Origin of the sequence: Methylobacterium sp. ap11, from assembly GCF_900110515.1 — a bacterium.
GTDB lineage: Bacteria > Pseudomonadota > Alphaproteobacteria > Rhizobiales > Beijerinckiaceae > Methylobacterium > Methylobacterium ajmalii.
Genome location: NZ_FOEB01000001.1, coordinates 72,148 through 94,802, shown reverse-complemented (window position 1 = coordinate 94,802; position 22,655 = coordinate 72,148). Strand labels below are relative to the sequence as shown.

23 protein-coding genes and 2 tRNA genes are annotated in these 22,655 nt (G+C 72.2%); 17 read left to right on the top strand and 8 right to left on the bottom strand.

Annotated elements, in window-relative coordinates:
* Positions 1-130 precede the first annotated feature (130 nt).
* Together lipA and BMX97_RS00440 are read left to right on the top strand one after the other, a co-directional pair.
* Entirely contained in the window at positions 131-1,093 is a 963-nt protein-coding gene (lipA, locus tag BMX97_RS00445; protein ID WP_091744350.1) for a lipoyl synthase, read from the top strand.
* A 4-nt stretch (positions 1,094-1,097) separates the two neighbouring features.
* The gene (locus BMX97_RS00440) at positions 1,098-1,553 is read left to right on the top strand and encodes a type II toxin-antitoxin system RatA family toxin (RefSeq protein WP_048431019.1); all 456 of its coding nucleotides are present in this window, start codon (positions 1,098-1,100) and stop codon (positions 1,551-1,553) included.
* Positions 1,554-1,708: 155 nt separating this feature from the next.
* Here BMX97_RS00440 and BMX97_RS00435 read toward each other — a convergent pair whose 3' ends face one another.
* Positions 1,709-3,040: a GDSL-type esterase/lipase family protein gene (locus tag BMX97_RS00435; RefSeq protein ID WP_091745055.1), complete on the bottom strand. Its 1,332-nt coding sequence runs from the start codon at positions 3,038-3,040 to the stop codon at positions 1,709-1,711.
* 287 nt (positions 3,041-3,327) lie between these two features.
* On the opposite strand from BMX97_RS00435, the gene BMX97_RS00430 reads away from it, so the two are divergent.
* Positions 3,328-3,804: a hypothetical protein gene (locus BMX97_RS00430; RefSeq protein WP_177202074.1), complete on the top strand. Its 477-nt coding sequence runs from the start codon at positions 3,328-3,330 to the stop codon at positions 3,802-3,804.
* Between the two features lie 110 nt (positions 3,805-3,914).
* Positions 3,915-4,640, top strand: a complete 726-nt coding sequence (locus BMX97_RS00425) for an alpha/beta hydrolase (protein WP_091744348.1) — start codon at positions 3,915-3,917, stop codon at positions 4,638-4,640.
* Between the two features lie 19 nt (positions 4,641-4,659).
* Here BMX97_RS00425 and BMX97_RS00420 read toward each other — a convergent pair whose 3' ends face one another.
* Together BMX97_RS00420 and BMX97_RS00415 are read right to left on the bottom strand one after the other, a co-directional pair.
* The gene (locus BMX97_RS00420; RefSeq protein ID WP_091744346.1) at positions 4,660-4,953 is read right to left on the bottom strand and encodes a hypothetical protein; all 294 of its coding nucleotides are present in this window, start codon (positions 4,951-4,953) and stop codon (positions 4,660-4,662) included.
* Between the two features lie 82 nt (positions 4,954-5,035).
* Complete coding sequence (locus tag BMX97_RS00415) at positions 5,036-5,347, bottom strand: hypothetical protein (RefSeq protein ID WP_060847746.1); 312 nt, start codon at positions 5,345-5,347, stop codon at positions 5,036-5,038.
* Between the two features lie 145 nt (positions 5,348-5,492).
* Between BMX97_RS00415 and BMX97_RS00410 the strand changes: the two genes are divergently transcribed.
* Positions 5,493-6,224 carry a gamma-glutamylcyclotransferase gene (locus BMX97_RS00410; RefSeq protein WP_091744344.1) on the top strand — a complete coding sequence of 244 codons (732 nt, stop codon included), beginning with the start codon at positions 5,493-5,495 and terminating at the stop codon, positions 6,222-6,224.
* On the opposite strand, the gene BMX97_RS00405 is transcribed toward BMX97_RS00410, so the two are convergent.
* Positions 6,179-6,490 (bottom strand): hypothetical protein, encoded by a 312-nt coding sequence (locus BMX97_RS00405; RefSeq protein WP_091744342.1) that lies wholly within the window; start codon positions 6,488-6,490, stop codon positions 6,179-6,181. The genes BMX97_RS00410 and BMX97_RS00405 overlap by 46 nt on opposite strands.
* A gap of 111 nt (positions 6,491-6,601) precedes the next feature.
* Here BMX97_RS00405 and BMX97_RS00400 point away from each other — a divergent pair, with 111 nt between their 5' ends.
* A complete protein-coding gene (locus tag BMX97_RS00400; RefSeq protein WP_091744340.1) occupies positions 6,602-7,210 on the top strand; it encodes a pyridoxamine 5'-phosphate oxidase family protein in 609 nt (202 codons plus the stop codon).
* Positions 7,211-7,313: 103 nt separating this feature from the next.
* Here BMX97_RS00400 and metC read toward each other — a convergent pair whose 3' ends face one another.
* A complete protein-coding gene (gene metC / locus BMX97_RS00395) occupies positions 7,314-8,501 on the bottom strand; it encodes a cystathionine beta-lyase (protein ID WP_091744338.1) in 1,188 nt (395 codons plus the stop codon).
* A 293-nt stretch (positions 8,502-8,794) separates the two neighbouring features.
* Between metC and BMX97_RS00390 the strand changes: the two genes are divergently transcribed.
* The 5 genes from BMX97_RS00390 (at position 8,795) to BMX97_RS00370 (ending at position 13,440) form a co-directional block, all read left to right on the top strand.
* A complete protein-coding gene (locus BMX97_RS00390; RefSeq protein WP_091745051.1) occupies positions 8,795-9,817 on the top strand; it encodes an amino acid ABC transporter substrate-binding protein in 1,023 nt (340 codons plus the stop codon).
* 71 nt (positions 9,818-9,888) lie between these two features.
* Entirely contained in the window at positions 9,889-11,100 is a 1,212-nt protein-coding gene (locus BMX97_RS00385; RefSeq protein WP_091744336.1) for an amino acid ABC transporter permease, read from the top strand.
* 10 nt (positions 11,101-11,110) lie between these two features.
* A complete protein-coding gene (locus tag BMX97_RS00380; RefSeq protein ID WP_091744334.1) occupies positions 11,111-12,262 on the top strand; it encodes an amino acid ABC transporter permease in 1,152 nt (383 codons plus the stop codon).
* 9 nt (positions 12,263-12,271) lie between these two features.
* Positions 12,272-13,102: an amino acid ABC transporter ATP-binding protein gene (locus BMX97_RS00375; RefSeq protein WP_091744332.1), complete on the top strand. Its 831-nt coding sequence runs from the start codon at positions 12,272-12,274 to the stop codon at positions 13,100-13,102.
* 122 nt (positions 13,103-13,224) lie between these two features.
* Entirely contained in the window at positions 13,225-13,440 is a 216-nt protein-coding gene (locus BMX97_RS00370; RefSeq protein ID WP_091744330.1) for a DUF1289 domain-containing protein, read from the top strand.
* 30 nt (positions 13,441-13,470) lie between these two features.
* On the opposite strand, the gene sseA is transcribed toward BMX97_RS00370, so the two are convergent.
* Complete coding sequence (sseA, locus tag BMX97_RS00365; protein WP_091744328.1) at positions 13,471-14,313, bottom strand: 3-mercaptopyruvate sulfurtransferase; 843 nt, start codon at positions 14,311-14,313, stop codon at positions 13,471-13,473.
* Positions 14,314-14,805: 492 nt separating this feature from the next.
* On the opposite strand from sseA, the gene BMX97_RS00360 reads away from it, so the two are divergent.
* Positions 14,806-15,042: a hypothetical protein gene (locus BMX97_RS00360; RefSeq protein ID WP_091744326.1), complete on the top strand. Its 237-nt coding sequence runs from the start codon at positions 14,806-14,808 to the stop codon at positions 15,040-15,042.
* Positions 15,043-15,158: 116 nt separating this feature from the next.
* Here BMX97_RS00360 and BMX97_RS32635 read toward each other — a convergent pair whose 3' ends face one another.
* Positions 15,159-15,335, bottom strand: coding sequence for a DUF1328 domain-containing protein (locus BMX97_RS32635; RefSeq protein ID WP_048431004.1), 177 nt, complete (start codon positions 15,333-15,335; stop codon positions 15,159-15,161).
* 215 nt (positions 15,336-15,550) lie between these two features.
* Positions 15,551-15,626 (bottom strand) — tRNA-Asn (locus tag BMX97_RS00350).
* 244 nt (positions 15,627-15,870) lie between these two features.
* Here BMX97_RS00350 and BMX97_RS00345 point away from each other — a divergent pair.
* The 5 genes from BMX97_RS00345 (at position 15,871) to BMX97_RS00325 (ending at position 22,629) form a co-directional block, all read left to right on the top strand.
* Positions 15,871-15,944: transfer RNA gene (locus BMX97_RS00345), tRNA-Cys, on the top strand.
* A 166-nt stretch (positions 15,945-16,110) separates the two neighbouring features.
* Positions 16,111-16,764: a protein-L-isoaspartate O-methyltransferase family protein gene (locus tag BMX97_RS00340; protein ID WP_091744322.1), complete on the top strand. Its 654-nt coding sequence runs from the start codon at positions 16,111-16,113 to the stop codon at positions 16,762-16,764.
* 729 nt (positions 16,765-17,493) lie between these two features.
* Positions 17,494-18,864, top strand: coding sequence for a TolC family outer membrane protein (locus BMX97_RS00335; RefSeq protein WP_177202094.1), 1,371 nt, complete (start codon positions 17,494-17,496; stop codon positions 18,862-18,864).
* A 140-nt stretch (positions 18,865-19,004) separates the two neighbouring features.
* Positions 19,005-19,640: a DUF2497 domain-containing protein gene (locus BMX97_RS00330; RefSeq protein WP_177202073.1), complete on the top strand. Its 636-nt coding sequence runs from the start codon at positions 19,005-19,007 to the stop codon at positions 19,638-19,640.
* 277 nt (positions 19,641-19,917) lie between these two features.
* Positions 19,918-22,629 (top strand): valine--tRNA ligase, encoded by a 2,712-nt coding sequence (locus BMX97_RS00325; RefSeq protein ID WP_091744318.1) that lies wholly within the window; start codon positions 19,918-19,920, stop codon positions 22,627-22,629.
* Positions 22,630-22,655 lie beyond the last annotated feature (26 nt).

Genomic DNA, 22,655 nt, shown 5'->3' with positions numbered 1-22,655 from the left:
TGGCGCGACGGCAAGACCGGGCTGGCGCGCCGCGCGGCGGCGCGTCACGCCCCATTTGCCCCGGCGGCCCGGACATCTTAAGTCAGGACCGCGCCGCGAAGGGTTCGCGACCGCTTCCCGCCCGGATCCCATGGCCGTCGTCCTCGACCTCCTGCGCAACGACCAGCGCCCCCGTCACCCGGAGAAGGCGCACCGGCCCGACCAGCCGATCCTGCGCAAGCCGGACTGGATCCGCGTCAAGGCGCCGGGCTCGCCGAAATGGGCCGAGACCCAGGCCATCGTGCGCGAGAACAAGCTCGTCACGGTGTGCGAGGAGGCGGGCTGCCCCAACATCGGCGAGTGCTGGGAGAAGAAGCACGCCACCTTCATGATCATGGGGGACACCTGCACCCGGGCCTGCGCGTTCTGCAACGTGCGCACCGGCATGCCGGACGCCCTCGATCTGGCCGAGCCCGAGCGTGTGGCGGAGGCCGTGGCCAAGCTCGGCCTGCACCACGTCGTCATCACCTCGGTCGACCGCGACGACCTGAAGGATGGCGGCGCCTCGCATTTCGCGGCGGTCATCGCGGCGATCCGGCGCTCGAGCCCCGCGACCACCGTCGAGATCCTGACCCCCGACTTCCTGCGCAAGGACGGCGCGCTGGAGATCGTGGTGGCGGCCCGCCCGGACGTGTTCAACCACAACCTCGAGACCGTGCCGTCGAAGTACCTGACGGTGCGCCCCGGCGCCCGCTACTTCCACTCGATCCGGCTGCTGCAGCAGGTCAAGGAACTCGACGCCACCATCTTCACCAAGTCGGGGATCATGGTGGGACTGGGCGAGGAGCGCAACGAGGTGCTCCAGCTGATGGACGACCTGCGCTCGGCCGAGGTCGACTTCCTCACCATCGGCCAATACCTGCAGCCGACGAAGAAGCACCACCCGGTCCTGTCCTTCGTGACGCCGGACGCCTTCAAGGCCTACGAGACCACCGCCTACGCCAAGGGCTTCCTGCTCGTCTCGGCGACGCCGCTCACCCGCTCCTCCCACCATGCCGGCGAGGATTTCGCCCGGCTCAAGCAGGCCCGGCTCGACCGGCTGGGGACCGTCTGACCCGATGCCGAGCTTCCGCACCACCCGCACCGTCCGCCACAGCCCGACGGAGATGTTCGACCTCGTCGCCGACGTCGAGCGCTATCCCGAGTTCCTGCCGCTCTGCGACTCGCTCCGGGTGCTGCGCAAGCAGGAGGGCGAGGACGGTACCGAGACGCTCGTCGCTGATATGGGCGTCGGCTACAAGGCGATCTCCGAGCACTTCACCACCCGGGTCCGCCTCGACCGGCCGAACCTGAAGATCCTGGCCGAGTACATCGACGGCCCGTTCCGCCACCTCGAGAACCGCTGGACCTTCCGCGAGGCCCCGAACGGCGGCTGCACGGTGGAGTTCTTCATCACCTACGAGTTCAAGAGCCTGGCGCTCGGGCTTCTCATGGGCAAGATGTTCGACCGGGCGTTCCGCAAGTTCACGGACGCGTTCGAGAGCCGGGCGGATCGGTTGTACGCGCGGGCGTGACACGGTTTCCGCTTGATCCGGTCTGATACAGTCGGGCGCGGGGGGCCCTCTCCCGTGTGGGAGAGAGGTTGGGGCGATCGAAGATCGCGTCAGGGTGCTACGGTTCCGCAAGATGCTGAACCGTCCCGCTGCCCGGACGAAGGACGATTGAGGGATCAGCGTCCCGGCAAGACCACCCCGAGATCGATCCCGCTCCCCATCGCCACGTAGCCCGCCCGGTTCGGATGCAGCCGGTCGCCCTTGCCGCCGGTGGTGCTCTCCGGGACCATCTCGGGGCGCAGACCGCCGGTCGAGGGATCGAGGGTGGCGGCGTCGAAATCGACCACGCCGTCGAACACCCCCGACTCCCGGATGAAGGCGTTGAGGCGGCGGCGCTTCTCGTCCTGCTCGGGGTGGCCGTGGGCGGGGCTGGAACTGCCCTTGGCCGAGGTGAGGGTGGCGCCGATCACCCGCACGCCCGGGATGCCGGCACGCAGGCGGGCGACGCCCTCGCGCATCCCGGCCTGCACCGCTTCCAGCGTGGCCCCGCCGTTGCGGCTGAAGTCGTTGGTGCCCTCGAGCCAGATCACGCTGGCGACGCCCGACAGGCCGATCACGTCGCGGTCGAGCCGGGCTAGCGCCGAGGGCCCGCCCGGGAAGGGCTTTTGGGGGCCGTATTCCGCCGGGCCGACCACCTGGTTGCCGCCGATGCCGGCATTGACCACCGCGACCCGGTTGCCGAGCGTCGCGTGCAGGCGGCGCGCCAGCACGTCGGGCCAGCGGTCGTCGCCGTTCATCGTCGAGGCGGTGCCGTCGGTGATCGAATCGCCGAAGGCGACCACGACCGGGGTCGGCGCGCTCACCGCCATGTCGACGGCATCGAGGAAGAACCACGAGGCGGTGGAGTACGGGAAGGCGGCCTCGTCCTCGTCGGCGCCGTGCCCACCCGCGCCGGGCGCGGTGGCGTAGGAGGTCTGGAGCGCCTTGGCGTGCCAGGTCATCGGCCCGCTCGCGCCCACGACGTGGAGCGAGACCGCGAGCTTGCGCCCGGCGAGCAGGGCCGCATCGGGGTCGGCCGCGAAGGGCAGGGCGACCGGGTCGGACCAGGCCTCGCCCCCGGGCGGGACCGTGACCGTCTCCCGGCCGGAAAACAGCACCGGGCGGTTCGTGCCCGGCACCAGGGCGGCGCCGCCGAGCTGCAGCCCGGCATGGACACCGTCCAGGGTCAGCGGCCGGGTGCCGAAGGCGTTCGAGATCCGCAGGCGGGCCTCGCGGCCCCACACGTCCGGGCGCAGCACCAGCCGCAGGGTCTGGTCGCGGGCGCCCTCCGCCGGATCGGGAAAGGCGAAGCTCTGGTCGGGCTGGGCCGAGGGGTTGCCGACCGGGTAGGGGCCCTGGACCGAGCCGGCCCAGGCGGTCGCCCAGCGGCGGTCCTGCGCGTCCGCCGGGGCCGCCCACAGGGCGGCGAGACAGAGGGCGGCCGCGGCCGCCTCGCGCCAATGCCTCATCGCGTCGTCCTCCCGATCGCGGGCGTCGTCGCGCCCCTGCCGCCCGAGAGAGCACGACGCCCGCGCGAGCGCCAGCATGTGCGCGCGGAATGTGCGCTGGAACACGCCGGATGCCGCAAGGCGGGCTTAACCATCGGGGATCTCGCGAGGGTCCGACGCCGCCGCACGATCGCCCGGCGATCGGCTGCGGCTCGTCGTGCTGCCGCCGCGATCCGTCCCGACGACCCGGCTCCCGTGATGGTTCATGCGAGGCTCCCGGGTCCCACCCTGATCGAGGGGGTGCCCCCATGACCCATCCGTGGCCTCACCATCACGCCGACGGCTCGACGCACTACACCCATTGCCGGCCCGAGACCGTTGAGGCGCTGCCGGCCGCCGAGCCGGTGCGGCCCGACTGGCGCCGGCGTGGGCGCGGCGCCCTCGGGATGCTGGGGGCCTCCGGCCTCGTCGCCGGGGCGATCTGGTTCGTCATGCTGTGCGACCCGACCGTCTCCCGCGCCGCCCTGCCGCCCTCCGCCGACGTCTGCACCAATGCCGGTCACCTCGCGCGGGTGTGGTTCGACGCCGAGACCGCGCGGCGCGCCCGCGTCGCCGAGGCGCCCCACCAGCATGCCTTCAACAGCATGCTGCTGTGGTACCGCTCGGCGGAAGGGCAGTGCGCCGCCGGCCGCACCCAGGAGGCGGTGCGCAGCTTCAAGGCCATCGAGCGGATGATCGCCGGCTTCGACGCCAACCGCGAGGACCGCGACGAGGCCGACGAGTAGGGCCGGGGTTCCGAGTCGAAGCCGCGATCCGAAGCCCTAATCATAAGCCCCTTGCGCGCCGGACCCGTTCGCGCTTGGCTCCGCCGACGCGCCGGGAGGGCTTGAGCGAGATGAGCGACGAGCTGACCTTCGTGCTGGTCCACGGCGCCTGGCATGGCGGCTGGTGCTGGGTCCGGGTGGCCGATCGCCTGCGGGCGCAGGGGCACCGGGTCCTTTCACCGACCTGCACCGGGCTCGGCGAGCGGGCGCACCTGATGTCGCGCGCCATCACCCTCGACACCTTCGTGCAGGACATCGCCGGAACGATCGCCGCCGAGGAGCTGACCGACGTGGTGCTGGTCGGGCATTCGTTCGGCGGCCTCGCCATTAGTGGCGTCGCCGAGGCGATGCCGGAGCGGCTGCGCCACCTCGTCTATCTCGACGCGCTGATCGTGGAGCCGGGCCGCTCGCCCTTCGACGGGCTCGCCCCCGAGGTGGCGGCGGCCCGCCGCCGGGCCGCCGCGGAGTCGAGCGGGGGCGTGAGCCTGCCGCCGCCGCCGGCCGCCGCCTTCGGCGTGCTCGATCCGGCGGACGCGGCCTGGCTCGAGCGGCGCATGACGCCGCACCCCTTGGGCACCTACGAGAGCCCGCTGCCGATCCGCGGCCCGGTCGGCAACGGGCTGCCGCGCACCTACGTCGATTGCACGACGCCGTCCTACGCCACCCTCGACCGGGTCAAGGCCTGGGTGCGGGGCCAGCCCGGCTGGGGCTGGCGCGACCTCGCCACCGGCCACGACGCGATGGTGAGCGCGCCCGGGCCGCTCGCCGACCTGCTGGTCGAGCTCGGCCGGGGATAGGTCTATCCCGGGGATAGACCTATCCCATGGTCGCCACGGTGCGGCCGGGGTCGATCTCGATCAGCCGCAGGCCGAAGCTGCGGCCCTCCTGCGCCTCCCAGTCGGCGAGCACGGCATTGACCCGCTCCGGGCCGTCCTCGGCCAGGGTGCGGCTGCCGACCGATTCCTCGATGGCATGCGCGACCTCGTCCATCAGCCGGGCGCGGGCCTTGCCCCGGGCGGGCCCCTCGGGGAGGCCGGCCCCGCAATAGGCGGCGACGATCTGCTCCGACAGGGTCTCGATGACGGCCTGGTTCACGGAGGTCATGCCCATCCTGCGCTCTCCCGTTCGGCGGGGGCGCGCCCCGTCCTGGTGAACCGGGACAACGCGGCAGGGCGCGGGCGGTGCCCGGCCCTCAGCCGGCCTGCTGCTGGCCGGCGCGGTGGGCCGCGAGGGTCACCACCTCGGCCGACGGCGCCGCGCTCGCCGGCTCGCGGCCCATCATGAAGATCACCGGGTTGCGCGGCATGTAGCCGGGATTGCGGCGCAGGTTGAGCAGCGGCTGCAGCTCCACCGCGGTCAGGTCCTTCGGCGTGGCGTCGCGCCAGACATGGCCCGGCGAGGCGGCGCGGGCGAAGGGCCACCAGGAGCGGCGCTCGGTCTCGACCTGCAGGACGAGCTTGCCCGTCAGGGTCTTGCGGAAATTGAAGCGACCCGTGATGGCCATGACGCGTCCTCCATTCCGGACAATCTGGACCCGCGCGGCTTAGCACGGCACTAACGGACATGGGGCGGCCACGCTTGGCCGAACAGCCGCGAGGCCCCGCCCGGCCCACGGCAACGCTGCCGCACCCACTGCACTAACGATCGCGATGCTGAAACGCTCCCTCACGCTCACCGCCGCGCTGATCGCACGCACCCACCCGCACCCCGTGGCCGCGGACGAGCGCGGCCCCGGCTGCGGCATGGCGCTGATGGGCGAGGCGGAGGCCGATGCCCGCCTCGACGCGGCCCTGGCGGAGAAGCCGGGCGATCCGGACGCCCTGTGGCTGTTCGCCTACGGCGCCCTGATGTGGCGGCCGGAATTTCCCGTGGCCGAGCGGCGCGCGGCGACGGTGCGGGGCTGGCACCGCCGGTTCTGCCTGTGGCAGCCCGGCTTTCGCGGCACGCCGGAGCGGCCCGGCGTGATGCTGGCCCTCGACCGGGGCGGCCGGTGCCGCGGCTTCGCCTACCGGATCGCCGGCCCCGACCTGCGGGAGGCGGTCCGGCCGGTCTGGCGGCGGGAGATGCGGGGGCGCGGGTACGAAGCCCGCTGGATCGCCGCCGGCACCGCGGACGGCCCCGTCCCGGCCCTGGCCTTCGTGGCCGACCGGGCGGGGACGCGCTACGCCGGACGCCTGACGGACGGGGCGATCGCCGGGCACATCGCGGCGGCCTGCGGCCCGACCGGCCCGAGCGCCGAGTATCTGCTCAACACGGTGGCGGCCTGCGAGGCGGCGGGCCTGCGCGACCGCCACCTCTGGACCCTGCAGGCGCTGGTGGCGGAGCGGCTCGCGGCTCAGAACAGCCCGACGCCGACCCCCGGCTCGCGCCGCGGCGGGTAGCCGTAGGGCCCGGTCGAGACGCCGTAATAGGGCAGGACCGGCGCGTAGCCGAAGCCGAGGAGACGGCGCGGCGGCGGCGCGGCGACGAGGATGTCGGCCTGCACCTCCGCCTCGAGGGCGACGGGCGGGGGTGGCGCGACCCAGCCGGCCGAGAAACCGGCTCCGGCGCGCCCCGCATAGCCGGCGGGCATGTCGGCGGCGGCCGCCGGCGCGGCGGCCAGGGCGACCGCCAGAGGCAGGCAGGCCAGCATCGTGCGGAGCGTCATGGGTCGAAGAACCTCGGGAGGGTCGGTCGTACGGACAAGCTTCACCGGGGCATCCCGGTTCCCCGGATCGTGACCTAGATTGGTGAACGAACCGGATCCGCGCGAGCCACCATGACCGAGACGCCTGCGTTCTACGACGACCTCGCGGGCTGCCTCGCCGAGGCCTGGCGCCGGCTGGAGGAGGGAGCGGCCCACCAGAGCGGCTTCCACACGCCGGCCCTCGCCACGATCGGCCGCGACGGCGCCCCGCGCCTGCGCACCGTGGTGCTGCGCGGGGTCGACCGGGCGGCCCGGTCGTTGCGCGTCCATTGCGACGCCCGCTCCGCCAAGGCCGCCGAGATCGCCGCCGATCCCCGGGTCTCGCTCCACGCCTACGATCCCAAGGCCAAGATCCAGGTCCGGATCGAGGGCACGGCCCGCCTGCACGGCGAGGACGGGATCGCCCGGGCCGCCTGGGCGGCGTCGCGGCCGATGAGCCGGATCGGCTACGCCACCGCGCCCGGGCCCGGCACGCCCCTGGCCGAGGGCGGCGCCACCGCGCCGCCGCAGGACGACGACGGCGTGGAGGCCGGTTTTGCGGAATTCCGCGTGATCGTGCTGACCGCCGCCCGGCTCGAGTTCCTGTACCTCGCCCGCCAGGGCCACCGGCGGGCGCTGTTCACCTGGGACGGGAATACCTGGGACGGGCAGGAGCCGGCGGCGACCTGGCTGGCGCCGTAGCGGGCCCCGGACGGCTCGATCGCCCCCCGAGGCTCCGCCGCCGGCCATCCGGGCCGAGAATGGCCGGCGGCGGATACGGTGCGCGCGAGGCGCCGTCACCGCCTCACGATGCCGCCCGCAGCCTGTCGAACCCGGCCTCGAGGTCCCGCTTCAGGTCGTCGAGGTCCTCGAGCCCGACCTGGAACCGCAGGCCCGGCCCGCCCGGGGCCCAGGGGTTGGCGCTGCGATAGGGCGCGCAGTCGAACGGGATCACCAGGCTCTCGAACCCGCCCCAGGAAAACCCCATCCCGAACAGCTCCAGCCCGTCGAGCATCGCCGCCACCGCCGCCTCGGGGCAGGGCTCGAGGATGATCGAGAACAGGCCGGACGCGCCCAGGAAGTCGCGCGACCAGATCGCGTGGCCGGGATCCTCCGGCAGGGCCGGGTGCAGCACCCGGGCGACCTCCGGCCGGCCCTGGAACCAGCGGGCGAGCGCGAGAGCCTGCTCGCCGTGCTCGCGCAGGCGCAAGGGGAGGGTGCGCAGGCCCCGCAGCGCCAGGAACACGTCCTCGGCCCCGGCGCACATCGCGAACTGGTCGAAGGTCCGGCGCAGGGCCGGCCAGTACTCGGCATTGGCGGACGTCAGGCCGAGCAGCAGGTCCGAGCCGCCCGACAGGTACTTGGTGCCGGCCTCGATGGCGATGTCGACCCCGCGCTCGTGCGGCGGGAAGAGCAGCGGCGTCGCCCAGGTGTTGTCCATCAAGACGCAGGCGCCGCGCGCGTGGGCGGCCTGCGCGATGGCCGGGATGTCCTGCATCTCGAAGCTCTGCGAGCCCGGCGCCTCGGTGAGCACGGCGGCCGTGTTCTCGCGCATCAGCGCCGCGATGCCGGCCCCGACGGTGGGGTCGTAGTAGGTGGTCTCGACCCCGAACCGCGCGAGGAACCCGTCGCAGAACACCCGGGTCGGGCGGTAGGCGGAATCGGTCACCAGGAGGTGGTCGCCGGCCTTGAGGCAGGACAGCAGCCCGACCGTGACGGCGGCGAGGCCCGAGGGCGTCAGCACCGTACCGGCGGCGCCCGCGAGCTCGGTCCAGGCGGCCTCGAGGGAGCGGGTCGTCGGGGTGCCGGCGGTGCCGTAGGTGTATTCCGACCGCCGGTTCTGAATCGCGTCGTAGCTCTCGTAGAGCACGGTCGAGCCGCGATAGATCGGGGTGTTGACGAAGCCGTGCTGCTGCGACGGGTCGCGGCCGGCATGGACCAGGCGGGTGCGGGTGCCGAGGCGGCTCTTGTCGCGGGGCGGGGTGATGCTCATCGGGCCTCTGGCGTGGCGGGACCGGGCGTCCGGGAGCCGGACGGAAAGTCGGGGCCGAGCACATCCCGCACCACCCGCCGCCGTCAAGCCTGGGCGGTGACGGTCTGCCGCGAGAACCTTGCGCCCGGCGCAACCCGGCGGCGGTCCCGCCTACGCTGTTCGTCGCACGCACCAACCCCTTGACCGGGCAGCCCGCTTCGCCTGGAATGCCTCTTGCTTAGGCAGCGTTCGCGCTTGAGCAATCGGGCGGCGGCCCCACGGCGCCGCAACCGGAACGGGAGATGGAAGTCCGCATGAAGAGAATCGTCGCCGCCCTGGCCTTCGGGCTCGGCGCCACCCTGCTGGCCGGCGCCGCCCAGGCGCAAGGGACGCTCAACAGCATCAAGCAGAAGGGCTACCTCTCCTGCGGCTCCAACCCGGGGCTGGCCGGCTTCGGCGTGCCGGACGCGCAGGGCCGCTGGACCGGGCTCGACGTCGATTTCTGCCGGGCGCTCGCCGCGGCGATCTTCAACGACGTCACCAAGGTCCGCTTCATCCCGCTCTCGGCCAAGGACCGCTTCACGGCGCTCCAGTCGGGCGAGGTCGACATCCTGTCGCGCAACACCACCTGGTCGATGTCGCGCGACACCACGCTCGGGCTCGACTTCCCGGCCGTCAACTTCTTCGACGGCCAGGGCTTCATGGTGAAGAAGAAGCTCGGCGTCGCCTCCGCCAAGCAGCTCGACGGCGCCTCGGTCTGCACCCAGCAGGGCACCACCACCGAGCTGAACCTGGCCGACTACTTCCGGGCCAACAAGCTGAAATACGAGGTCGTGGCCTTCGCCAGCGCCGACGAGACCTTCAAGGCCTACGATGCGGGCCGCTGCGACGCCTTCACCACCGACGCCTCGGGCCTCTACGCCGAGCGCCTGCGCGCCTCGGCTCCCGACGACAACATCGTGCTGCCGGAGATCATCTCGAAGGAGCCGCTCGGACCGGCGGTGCGCCAGGGCGACGCCCAGTGGGCCGACATCGTCCGCTGGACCCACTACGCGATGCTGAACGCCGAGGAGGCCGGCATCACGCAAGCGAACGTCGACCAGATGGCGAAGTCGACCGACAACCCGGACGTCAAGCGCATCCTCGGCACCGAGGGCAAGTACGGCACCGATCTGGGGCTGACCAACGACTGGGCCTACCGGATCATCAAGCTCGTCGGCAATTACGGCGAGGTGTTCGAGAAGAACGTCGGCCAGGGCTCGCCCCTGAAGATCCAGCGCGGCCTCAACGCCCTGTGGTCGAAGGGCGGCCTGCAATACGGCCCGCCGATCCGCTGACCGCCTGACAGACGCGGCGCCCGGCGATCCCGGGCGCCGTCCCCTCATCCGCCAGACGCGAGCACGCCCCCTTGCCGACGCAGCTTCCGGCCGAGTCCCGCTCGGGTCCGCCCCGGGTCTCGCCCCTCTACGATCCCCGCATCCGCGGGGCGGCCTACCAGATCCTGCTGCTGCTGGCGGTGGGCGTGGTGGCGTGGATCGCGATCGGCAACGCCGCCGAGAACCTGCGCAACGCCCGCGTCGCCTCTGGCTTCGGCTTCCTCAACAATACCGCGGGTTTCGACGTCAACCAGACGGTGATCCCGTTCGCGGCCGCGACCTCGACCTACGGCACCGCCTTCCTGGTCGGGCTCACCAACACCCTGATGGTGGCGGTGATCGGGATCGTGCTGGCCACCATCCTGGGCTTCACGGTCGGCGTGGCCCGGCTGTCGCCGAACTGGATCGTGCGCACCCTCGCCACGGTCTACGTCGAGGTGCTGCGCAACATCCCGCTGCTGCTGCAATTGCTGTTCTGGTACGTCGCGGTGCTGGCGAGCCTTCCGGGCGCCCGCGACTCCTACGCGCTGGGGTCGTCCGTCTTCCTCAACCAGCGCGGCCTCTTCCTGCCCAAGCCCCTGCTGGCGGCGGATGCCTGGGCGCTGCCCATCGCCCTCCTGGTCGGGATCGTCGGCACGCTGGTCTTCCGGGCGCGTGCCAGGCGCGAGCAGGCGAAGACCGGCCGGCGCCTGCCGGTGCTGACGGTCGGGCTGGCGCTGGTCCTCGGCCTGCCGCTCCTGGCCTACGGGGTCCTGGCGCTCCTCGGGATCGCCCCGGTGGCGCTCGAGTTTCCCGTGAAGGGCACCTTCAACCTGCGCGGCGGGATGCAGCTCTATCCGGAATTCGTCGCCCTCGTGGTCGGGCTCACGGTCTACACCGCGGCCTTCATCGCCGAGGTGGTGCGGGCCGGCATCCAGGCGGTCAACAAGGGCCAGACCGAGGCGGCACGCGCCTTGGGCCTGCAGCCCGGCCCGACGATGCGGCTGGTGGTGATCCCGCAGGCGATGCGGGTGATCGTGCCGCCGCTGACGAGCCAGTACCTCAACCTCACCAAGAACTCGTCGCTGGCGGTGGCCATCGGCTACCCGGACCTCGTCCAGGTCTTCATGGGCACGGTGCTGAACCAGACCGGCCAGGCGGTCGAGGTGGTGGGAATCACCATGGCGGTCTACCTGACGATCAGCCTCGTCACGGCCTTCGTGATGAACCTCTACAACCGGCGCGTCGCGCTGATCGAGCGGTGAGGCGCCCATCATGACCGCCGGATCCCCGACACTCACCTTCGTCCGCCGCGAGCCGGTGCCCACCTCGGCCCCGCCCGCCCTGGTCGCCGGGCCGCTCGCCTGGCTGCGCCAGAACCTGTTTTCGAGCCCGGCCAACACCGTGATGACGCTGGCGGCGCTCGCCGTCGTCGCGCTGGTGCTGCCGCCGCTGCTGCGCTTCCTCGTGATCGACGCGGTCTTCACCGGCGAGAACCGCGACGCCTGCCGGCCCGAGGTGCTCGGCCGCCCGGTCGGCGCCTGCTGGGCCTTCGTGGCCAACAAAATCAACTACTTCGTCTACGGCTCGTACCCGGTCGAGGAGCGCTGGCGGCCCAACGTCTTCTTCGCCCTGATGGCGGTCGGGGTGGGGTGGATGCTGTGGCTCGACGCGCCCAAGCGCGGTCTCGGCGCGCTCTACTTCTTCGTCGTCTTCCCGCTCGTCTCCTACGGGCTGCTCGCCGGGGTGCCGGCGCTCGGGCTGCCTGCCGTGCCGACCTCCCTGTGGGGCGGCATGCTGGTGACCCTGATCGTGTCGCTCGTCGGCATCGTCGCGGCGCTGCCGCTCGGCATCCTGCTCGCTCTCGGGCGGCGCTCTCGGCTGCCGATCGTGCGGCTGTTCTGCGTCATCTTCATCGAGTTCTGGCGCGGCGTGCCGCTCATCACCGTGCTGTTCATGGCCAACGTGATGCTGCCGCTGTTCCTGCCCGGCGACGTCACGGTGGACCGGCTGGTGCGGCCGCTGGTGGGCATCGCGCTGTTCTCCGCCGCCTACATGGCCGAGACGGTGCGCGGCGGCCTGCAGGCGATCCCGCGGGGCCAGACCGAGGGGGCGATGTCGCTGGGCCTGAGCCCCTGGCACCGGATGCGCCTGATCATCCTGCCCCAGGCCCTGCGCATCGTGATCCCGGGCATCGTCAACAGCTTCATCGCGCTGTTCAAGGATACGAGCCTCGTCTCGATCGTCGGCATCTTCGACTTCATCCGCACGATCGAATCGGCCCGGGTCGATCCCGCCTGGGCGGCGCCGACCGTGGTGATGACCGGCTACGCCTTCGCGGCCCTGTTCTACTTCGTCTTCTGCTTCGGCATGTCCCGCTACGCCCGCTTCATGGAGCGGCGGCTCGCGGCCGGCCAGACACGGTGAGTCCCCCCCATGGCTTCCTCTCCCGCCCCCAGCACCCCCGTCCTCCTGCCGGAGACCGACCCGGATCTCGCGCCCCGCAACACCTCGGCGGCGCGGCTCGCCAGCGCGCCGACCGCGGTGTCGCTGGAGCGGGTCAACAAGTGGTACGGCGCCTTCCATGTGCTTCGCGACGTCGACCTCAGCGTGCGCAAGGGCGAGCGGATCGTGATCTGCGGCCCCTCGGGCTCCGGCAAGTCGACCCTGATCCGCTGCATCAACCGCCTGGAGGAGCACCAGGCCGGCCGCATCGTGGTCGACGGGATCGAGCTCACCAACGACCTCAAGCGGATCGACGAGATCCGCCGCGAGGTCGGCATGGTCTTTCAGCACTTCAACCTGTTTCCGCACCTGACCGTGCTCGAGAACTGCACGCTGGCGCCGATCTGGGTGAAGAAGATGCCGAAGGCCGAGGCCGAGGCGGTCGCCATGCGCTACCTGACCCGGGTGAAGATCCCCAACCAGGCGCACAAGTATCCGGGCCAGCTCTCCGGCGGCCAGCAGCAGCGCGTCGCCATCGCCCGCTCGCTGTGCATGGCGCCCAAGATCATGCTGTTCGACGAGCCGACCTCGGCGCTCGATCCCGAGATGGTCAAGGAGGTGCTCGACACCATGGTGGGCCTGGCCGACGAGGGCATGACCATGCTGTGCGTCACCCACGAGATGGGCTTTGCCCGCCAGGTCGCCGACCGGGTGATCTTCATGGACGAGGGCCAGATCGTCGAATCGAACACCCCGGAGGCGTTCTTCCGCGCGCCGGAGCACGAGCGGACCCGGCTGTTCCTGAGCCAGATCCTGCACTGAGCGGGAGAGCGGCCCCGTCCCCTCCCGTCGGCGTGGGCGGGGCTGCCTTCGCGCGACCGGAGGGGTTAGGGACATCGTCGGCCGTCGCGAACGAGCGCGCGGCGGCACGGAGATGCCCTGCGATGAAGAAGGACGATCCCTGCACGGGGGTCTGTGCGTGGGACGGCAGGACGGGCTGGTGCCTGGGCTGCGGCCGCACCGTACCGGAGATCAAGGCGTGGCGGAAGCTCACGCCCTACCGGCGCACCGCGCTCCTGCGCGAGCTGCCGCGCCGGATGCAGCAACTGGGACCGCCGCCCGGCGACGCCGACCCGGGCGGACGGCCCCGAGGCGCCTGATCCCCCGACGGCCCGGCGGCGGGCGGCCGGTTACCGCCCGGTCGCGACCGGCAGGTCCTCCCGCGCGCCCCATTCCGACCACGAGCCGTCGTAGAGCGAGCGCGGCGGACGGCCGAGGCGCTCGAGGGCGATGCCGACGATCGCCGCGGTCACGCCCGAGCCGCAGGTGGTGACCACCGGGCGGTCGAGGTCGATGCCGGCCCGGGCGACCGCCTCGCGCAAGGCGGCCTCGTCCTTGAGCCGGCCGTTCTCCTGCAGGGCCGCGTAGTGCAGGTTGAGGGCGCCGGGCATGTGGCCCGGCCGCACGCCGGGGCGCGGCTCGGCCTCCTCGCCGGCGAAGCGGGCGGCCGAGCGGGCATCGACCACCTGGGCCGAGCCGGCCAGCGCCCGCTGCACGTCGCCCACGTTGGCGACCGCCGAGTGGTCGAGCCGGGCGGTGAAGTGGCGCCGGTCGCGCGGACGCGCCTCGCCCTCCTCGACCGGGTGCCCGCCCGCCACCCAGGCCGGCAGGCCGCCCTCCAGCACCGCGACCTCGCGGGCGCCGAAGGCCTTCAGGGTCCAGCGCACCCGCGGGGCGGAGAACAGGCCCATCCCGTCATAGACCACGACCGTCATGCCGTCGCCGATGCCCATCTGGCGCATCCGCGAGGCGAATGCCTCCGGCGAGGGCAGCATGTGGGGCAGGGCGCTTGCCTCGTCGCGCACCGCGTCGATGTCGAAGCGGATCGCCCCCGGGATGTGCGCGGCGCAAAACTCGGCCTCGGCGTCCCGGCCCATCGCCGGCAGGTACCAGGAGCCGTCGACCACGACGATGTCGGGCGCCGCGAGCCGCTCTGCGAGCCAGTCCACCGTGACGAAGGGGCCGATCGACATGCCAGTCTGTCTCCGAAGCGGGGCCGCGCGGGCCCGTTCCTGCAGGATCGGGCCACGAGACCCGTCTCACCCATAGGTAGAGCGTCGGACCCGTCCGGGGCAACGTGCTCGCTCTTAAGGCCGCGGCCGCCGCCGAATCGGGCGAGGGGGCGGGCGAGGGGAACGTCCCCCGCCTCGCCGCACCTGGCACGGCGTTTGCGACGACGCATCCACTGCACCCGCCGTGTCCACTCTCCCTTGCACGGCCGGGCGTGGTCGACGGGCCAGGCGGTGAGACTCCGAGGGCTGCCTGGCCCGCCCGCCCCGGGCGACGGACCGATCTGCGCCGGACCGATCCCCGGGTCGTCGCGCCGATCCCGGCGCCGCGGGGCCGCCGCCTCGGCCGATCCGCGCACCGTCGCGACTCCGCGCCGGGCGCGGCACCCGCGCACGAGCGCGACAACCGCGCACGAGCGCGACAACCGCGCGCGAGCGCGGCAGGGAGGCTTTGCGATGAAGGCGACGGCCCACTTCGAACCGCCGATCCGTCCCGATGGAGTGGTGGTGTCGTCCCTCGGCTACCTGGCGGCGGCGATCCTGCTCGCCGACTGGCGTGCCGCCCGCGCGGCGCGGCTCGCGCCGCCCGCCGAGCCGCCCTCGGCCACATTGCACCGGTTGGTGCCGCGCCGCGCCCGCCCGCATCCGACGTCCCGGCCGGCCGGGGAGCTCCTGCGCCTCGCCGAGGCCTAAGGTCCCGCCGAGGACACTCGCTCACGACAGAAGAGGGCCGCCAAAGAAAAAGGCGGCCCCGAAGGACCGCCTCGTTCGCGAGGGGCGGGCCGTCGCGGCCCGCCGGTCGTCTCGCGTCAGATCCGGGGCGAGCGGCCGCGCATCAGGCCGAAGATGGCCGAGACGGCGAACAGCACGATCGCCACGAAGAACACGATCTTGGCCGCCTCCATGGCGGTGCCGGCAATGCCGCCGAAACCCAGCAGAGCCGCGACGAGGGCGACGACGAGGAAGGTGATTGCCCAGCCGATCATTGGAAACTCCCGTGTCAATCGCTGCCGGATTGCTTCGCGGCGCCGTGCTGTGAAGCGTTGCAGCAAGTTGAACGAGAAACTGATGGACCGGGCGACAGGTTCCGTCGATTTTTTCGGATGAAAGCCGGAGGCTGTCCGTATACCCGGCCCCACGCGAGACGGCGCCGGCCCCGGACGGGCGGCGCGCATGCCGTTCAACGCTGTGCGGAAGGGAGTGGCTCCCCGAGCAGGACTCGAACCTGCGACAAGGCGATTAACAGTCGCCTGCTCTACCAACTGAGCTATCGGGGATCGCGGCGGGAGCACTACCCAAGCCGGGCAGGGCGCGCAAGGAATTTTCCGGGTCGGACCGGATTTTCGCGAGCCGGCTCATTTCATCGCCGCCGGCCGCGGTTTTGCGGCAGGACCCTGTTGCGGAGCCGGGCCGGGTCCTGCTAATGACCCCTCGTCCCCGGGTCGTCCGCCCGACGCCGGGGAGACGGCGCACCGGATCGGATCCGGCCCGCCCGATCGCCGGTTGCGAACCGGCCCGGATGGCCTCGTGGCGGAGTGGTTACGCAGAGGACTGCAAATCCTTGCACCCCGGTTCGATTCCGGGCGAGGCCTCCATCCCTTCTCCTTGTTCTTCCGAGACATCGCTCGACCAGGCACAGTGCACCTCCGTGCGCCGTGCCGCCCGGATCCTTGCCTTTTGGCCGGCGATCCACCACAACCGCGTCGCCCGGCGGCTCGACCGTCGCGGCTTGGCCGTCGCTCAAGCTCTCCAGAGACGTTCATGCTCGACTACGCGCAAGCGCGCCGCCTCATGGTCGATTGCCAGCTCCGGACGTTCGACGTGACCGACATCGCGCTCCTCGACGCGTTCGACGCCGTCCCGCGCGAGCGGTTCATGCCGGCGGACCGGGAAGCCTTCGCCTATATCGACCAGCCCCAGGCGGTCGGCGCCGAGGACGGCGAGACCCGCTTTATGCCGGCCCCGATGGTGCTGGCGCGGCTGATCCAGGCGCTCGCCCTCAAGCCCGGCGACCGCGTCCTCGACGTCGGCACGGGCCTCGGCTACGGCGCCGCGGTGCTGCGCCGCCTCGGCGTCGAGGTGGTCGCCCTCGAATCGCTCCCCGGCCTCGCCGCCGCGGCGCGCGAGCGGCTGGGCGAGGGCGTCACCGTCGAGGCCGGCCCGCTCGAGACGGGCGCGCCGGGCCACGCTCCCTACGCGGCGATCCTGGTCGAGGGCCAGGTCGAGCGGCGCCCGCAGGCCCTGCTCGACCAGCTCGCCGACGGCGGGCGCCTCGCCTGCGTCCAGGGCCGGGGCCGCCCGGCCAAGGCGACCCTGTGGGTGCGCTCGGGCGACGCCTTCGGCTCGCGCCCGCTCTTCGACGCCACGCTGCCGCCGCTGCGCGCCTTCGCGGTCGAGGCCGGCTTCGCGTTCTAAGTGCACCTCACACAACTCCCGCCGCGCCGACGCCGCCACGGCGAGCGACGACGGCGGTCGGGAGTTGTGTGAGAGACACGAAGTCCGGTTGTCGGCCTCGCGGGAGCGATCGCGCAGCCGTCGCCGAGCGGGCGGTCGCGCGCGCAGGATGCGAGATCCGGACGATCGCTTCCGGACCTCGTGTCGCCAGCCGGCGCGGCGCTTGCGCGAAGCCGAAATCCGCGTTGCCGAAATCCGCGTTGCGAAGCACTCGGTCTGATTTCGCACGACGCATCTCCCGGCGCGGGCCGACTCCGTCCGAGACGGCAGGAACGCGGCGGCCGCAAACCAGGCCCGAGCCGGCGGGCTCCCGTGCGCTACCGCACACCGAAACGCTTCCTTTACCAAAACCCGACACGATCCGGTCGACCCCTGCAGCATGACGGTCGGGGATGCGGGCACGCGCGCCGCAGGCCCCCGGGATATCCGTCGAGGATTTTCCCCCGGGGAACCTGTCGCTTTTTTGCGGCAGTGCCGGCCAAACAGGACCGTTCGCGACGCGGGGCCCGTGCCCCGGGAACCGCCCTCGGTTAAGGTCTTCCTCGAGGTGGGCACAGCGAGATGGCGAATCGGCTCCGCCGCCCAACGGCGCAGGGCCGGTCATCGTGAGCTAGCCGCACAGGGTAGACAGGCGTGACGGACACAGGAACTCGGGCGTTCCGCGGGCTACGGCTGGGCGGCTTCGCCGCCATGGCCCTCGCCATGGCGGGCCAGGGCGCGACCGCGGAAACCCTGGATAGCGCGCTCGCGCGGGCCTATGCGGGCAACCCGACGCTCAACGCGCAGCGCGCCGGCCAGCGCGCCAACGACGAGAACGTGCCGCGGGCGCTGGCGGGCTACCGCCCGACGGTCAGCGCCTCGGCGAGCGTCGGCGTCAGCCACGTCTCCGGCAGGCTCGGCGCGGCCGCCCTGGCGGAGGGCGGCGCCGGGGCGATCGGGCGCGCGTCGGAGCAGACCCTGGTGCCGGGCACCGCCGGCCTCTCGGTCAGCCAGACGCTGTTCAACGGCTTTCGCACCGACAACCAGACCCGCCAGGCCGAGTCGCAGGTGCTGGGCGGCCGCGAGACCCTGCGCAACACCGAGATGACGACGCTGTTCTCGGCGGCGCAGGCCTACATGTCCGTGCTGGCCGACACCGCCACGCTGGAGCTCAACCGCAACAACGTCGAGGTGCTGGAGGAGCAGCTCCGCCAGACCCGCGACCGCTTCAACGTCGGCGAGGTCACCCGCACCGACGTCGCCCAGGCCGAGGCGCGCCTCGCCGGCGCCCGGGCCCAGGTCAGCCTGGCCGAGGCCAACCTGCGCACCAGCATCGCGACCTACCGGCAGGTGATCGGCGTCGAGCCGCGCCAGCTCGCCCCCGGCCGGCCGATCGACCGCTTCGTGCCCGGGACCCTGACGGCGGCGGTCGAGATCGGCCTCGTCGAGCACCCGGCGATCCTCTCGGCCCTCCACTCGGTCGACGCCGCCGAGGCCCAGGTCAAGATCGCCGAATCGTCGCTCTACCCGACGGTCAGCGTGACCGGCAACGCCGCCCAGGTCTTCGACCAGCAGATCGCCAACACCCGCTTCTTCCAGGGTTCGATCGTCGGCCAGCTCACCGTCCCGCTCTACCAGGGCGGCGCCGAGTACGCGCAGATCCGCCAGGCCAAGGAGCAGGTCGGCCAGGCCCGGCTCCAGGCCGAGCTGACCCGCGACCAGGTCCGCGCCGGCATCGTCACCGCCTGGGGTGCGCTCGAGGCCGCCAAGGCCCGCGTCATCGCCTCGCAGGCCCAGGTCCAGGCCAACGAGGTGGCGCTGAACGGCGTGCGCGAGGAGGCTCGGGTCGGCCAGCGCACCACCCTCGACGTGCTGAACGCCCAGCAGGAGCTGCTCAGCGCCCGCGTCAGCCTGATCGCCGCCCAGCGCGACCGGGTGATCGGCTCCTACCAGGTGGTGCAGACCGTCGGCCGCCTCACCACCCGCTTCATCGCGGTGCCGGTGGCACAGTACAGCGCCAAGCAGCATTACGATCAGGTCAAGGATCTCTGGTACGGTGTGCGCACCCCGGACGGCCGCTAGGCCCCCGGGGCGCCGCGGCCCGTCCCGGCCGATGCCTTTTTGCGTGTGAGTCGGGGACCGCTTCGCTTGTGCGGAACGGCCTCCGCTGCGTACTCTGACCCACCCGATCCTCTCCCCTCCGACCTCGAGCGTTGAGCCCGATGAGCGCCGCGAGCCCCAAGACGCAGGACAAGACGCAGGAACCCTCGATGGAGGAGATCCTCGCCTCGATCCGCCGCATCATCGCCGACGACCAGAAGCCGGGCGAGCCCCCCGCCGCCGGATCGAAGCCGACGGCGGTGCCGGACCCCGAGCCGGAGGAGGACGTGCTCGACCTCGCCGAGGTCGCGATGCCGGTCCCGAAGCCCGAGCCGGTCGCCAAGGTGGTCGAGAAGGCGCCCGAGAAGGCGCCGGAGCCGAGCCTCGACCCCTTCGATGCACTGAACGAGATCGAGTTCCGCGACGAGCCGATGGATTTCGACGCGATCGAGATCGAGCCGGAGCCCGCGCCGCCGCCCCCGCCGCCGGAGCCCCCCCGGGCCGCGGCCCCGCCGCCCGCACCGCCCGTGCCGCCGGCGGTGGAGGAGCGGCTCCTGTCCCAGGCGACCGACGCCACCGTCAGCCACGCCTTCGACCTCCTGGCCAACACGGTGCTGACCCGCAACGCCCGCACCATCGAGGACCTGGTGCAGGACATGCTGCGCCCGATGCTGAAGTCCTGGCTCGACGACAACCTGCCGGTCATGGTCGAGCGCCTGGTGCGCGCCGAGATCGAGCGCGTCGCCCGCGGACGCTGATACGAGATCCGGAAGATGACTTCCGGATCTCGTATCACCAGCCAGCGCGGCGCCTGAGCGACGCCGCTGTCCGCATCGCGAAGCGATCAATCGGAAAGCGTATGGACGCCCGCCGGGGCGGGCCAGTTGACGGAACCGCGCGGGTCCGCTTGAAAGCGGGCTCGGGGGCCGGTCGCTCGCGCGGCCGGCCTTGTTTCGTTTCTGACGGCGCCCGCGGGGCGCGCGTCCCGCCGGACGGGACGCGCCTCGGGCGCCGGGCGAGTGGCTGCTTCCCGCGATGATGGACAAGACCTTCGATCCCGCCGCCGTCGAGGCGCGCATCGCCGCCGAGTGGGAGGAGGCGCAGGCCTTCCGGGCCGGCCGCCCCGACCGGGCCGGCGCCGAGCCCTACAGCATCATGATCCCGCCGCCGAACGTGACGGGCTCGCTGCATATGGGCCACGCCCTCAACAACACGCTCCAGGACGTGCTCGCCCGCTTCGAGCGCCTGCGCGGCAAGGACGTGCTGTGGCAGCCCGGCACCGACCACGCCGGCATCGCGACCCAGATGGTGGTGGAGCGCCGCCTCGCCGAGCAGCAGCAGCCCGACCGGCGCACCCTCGGCCGGGCGGAATTCGTCCGCCGGGTCTGGGAGTGGAAGGCGGAATCCGGCGGCACCATCGTCAACCAGCTGAAGCGGCTCGGCGCCTCCTGCGACTGGTCGCGCGAGCGCTTCACCATGGACGAGGGCCTGTCGAAGGCCGTCCTGAAGGTCTTCGTCGACCTGCACGCGCAGGGGCTGATCTACCGCGACAAGCGCCTGGTGAACTGGGACCCGAAGTTCCAGACCGCGATCTCCGACCTCGAGGTGCAGCAGGTCGAGCTGAAGGGCCATCTCTGGCACTTCGCCTACCCGGTGGTGGACGAGGAGGGCCGCGAGACGGGTGAGACCATCACGGTCGCCACCACCCGGCCCGAGACCATGCTGGGCGACACCGCCGTCGCGGTGCACCCGGAGGACGAGCGCTACCGGGCGCTCGTCGGCAAGCGCCTGCGCCTGCCGCTCGTCGGCCGCCTGATCCCCATCGTCGCCGACGAGTACTCGGATCCCGAGAAGGGCACCGGCGCGGTCAAGATCACCCCGGCACACGACTTCAACGACTTCGAGGTCGGCCGCCGGCACGGGCTGGCGCAAATCAACATCCTGGATGAGGAAGCCCGCATAAGCCTCGACGGCAATGCGGAATTCCTGGAAGGGTCGAGCCCGGAGCCCGAGGCCCTGGCGCTGCATGGCCTCGACCGGTTCGAGGCCCGCGCCAAGGTCGTCGCGCTCATGGAGGAGCGCGGCCGGCTGGTGGCGATCGAGCCCAACGCCCACGCGGTCCCGCACGGCGACCGCTCGGGCGTGGTGATCGAGCCCTACCTCACCGACCAGTGGTACGTGAACGTCAAGCCGCTGGCCGAGCGGGCGCTCCAGGCGGTGCGCGACGGCCGGACCCGTTTCGTGCCCGAGACTTACGAGAAGACCTACTTCCAGTGGCTCGAGAACATCGAGCCGTGGTGCATCTCGCGCCAGCTGTGGTGGGGCCACCAGATCCCGGCCTGGTACGACCCAGAGGGGAACTGCTTCGTCGCCGCCAGCGAGGAGGAGGCTCTCGCCCAGGCCGCCGAGAAGCACGGCCGTCCGGTCGCCTTGCGCCGCGACGAGGACGTGCTCGACACCTGGTTCTCGTCCGGCCTGTGGCCGTTCTCGACGCTGGGCTGGCCGGAGCAGACTCCCGAGCTCGCCCGCTACTACCCGACCAGCGCGCTGGTGACGGGCTTCGACATCATTTTCTTCTGGGTCGCCAGGATGATGATGCTCGGCCTTCACGCACTCGATGAGGTGCCGTTCCGCACGATCTACATCCACGCCCTCGTCCGCGACGAGAAGGGCGCCAAGATGTCGAAGTCGAAGGGCAACGTGGTCGATCCCCTCGACCTCGTCGACCGCTACGGCGCCGATGCGCTCCGCTTCACCCTGGCGGCCATGGCGGCGCAGGGACGCGACATCAAGCTCTCCGTGCAACGCGTTGAGGGATATCGCAACTTCGCCACCAAGCTCTGGAACGCCGCGCGCTTCGCCGAGATGAACGGCTGCCGGCTCGATCCCTCGTTCGCGCCGGGGAGCGTGACCCAGACCCTCAACGCCTGGGCGCTCGGCGAGGCCGCCCGGGCGGTAGCCGAGGTGACCGGGGCGATCGAGGCCTACCGCTTCAACGACGCCGCCAACGCCGCCTACCGCTTCGTCTGGAACGTGTTCTGCGACTGGTACCTGGAGCTGGCCAAGCCCGTGCTCCAGGGCGAGGACGGGCCGGCCAAGGAGGAGACGCGCCGGACCATCGCCTTCATCATCGACCAGATCTGCGTGCTGCTGCACCCGTTCATGCCGTTCCTCACCGAGGAGCTGTGGGCGACGAAGGCGCGCGAGGCCGGCCTCACACGTCCGCTGCTGGCGCTCGCCGCCTGGCCGGACCTCGGCGGGCTCGCGCGTCCCGAGGCCGAGGCCGAGATCGGCTGGGTCGTCGACCTCGTGTCGGAGATCCGCTCGGCCCGCTCGGAGACGAACGTGCCGGCCGGCGCCCAGATCCCCCTGGTGCTGGTGGCGCCAAGCGAGGCGGTGCGCGAGCGCGTGGCGCGCTGGGGCGACACCGTGCGGCGGCTCGGCCGCATCGCCTCGATCGACACCGTCGAGACGAGCCCGCGCAACGCCGTGCAGCTGATCGTGCGCGGCGAGGTCGCGGCCCTGCCGCTCGAAGGCGTGGTCGACCTCGCCGCCGAGGTGGCGCGGCTGAAGAAGGAGGATGCCAAGCTCGACGGCGAGATCGGGAAGATCGACGCCAAGCTCGGCAACGCCGACTTCCTCGCCCGCGCCCCCGAGGAGGTGGTGGAGGAGCAGCGCGAGCGCCGCGACGCCGCCATCGCCCGCCGCGAGAAGGTGCGGGACGCCCTGACCCGGCTGCAGGGCTGATCCCGACGACACGATCCGGTGCGGGT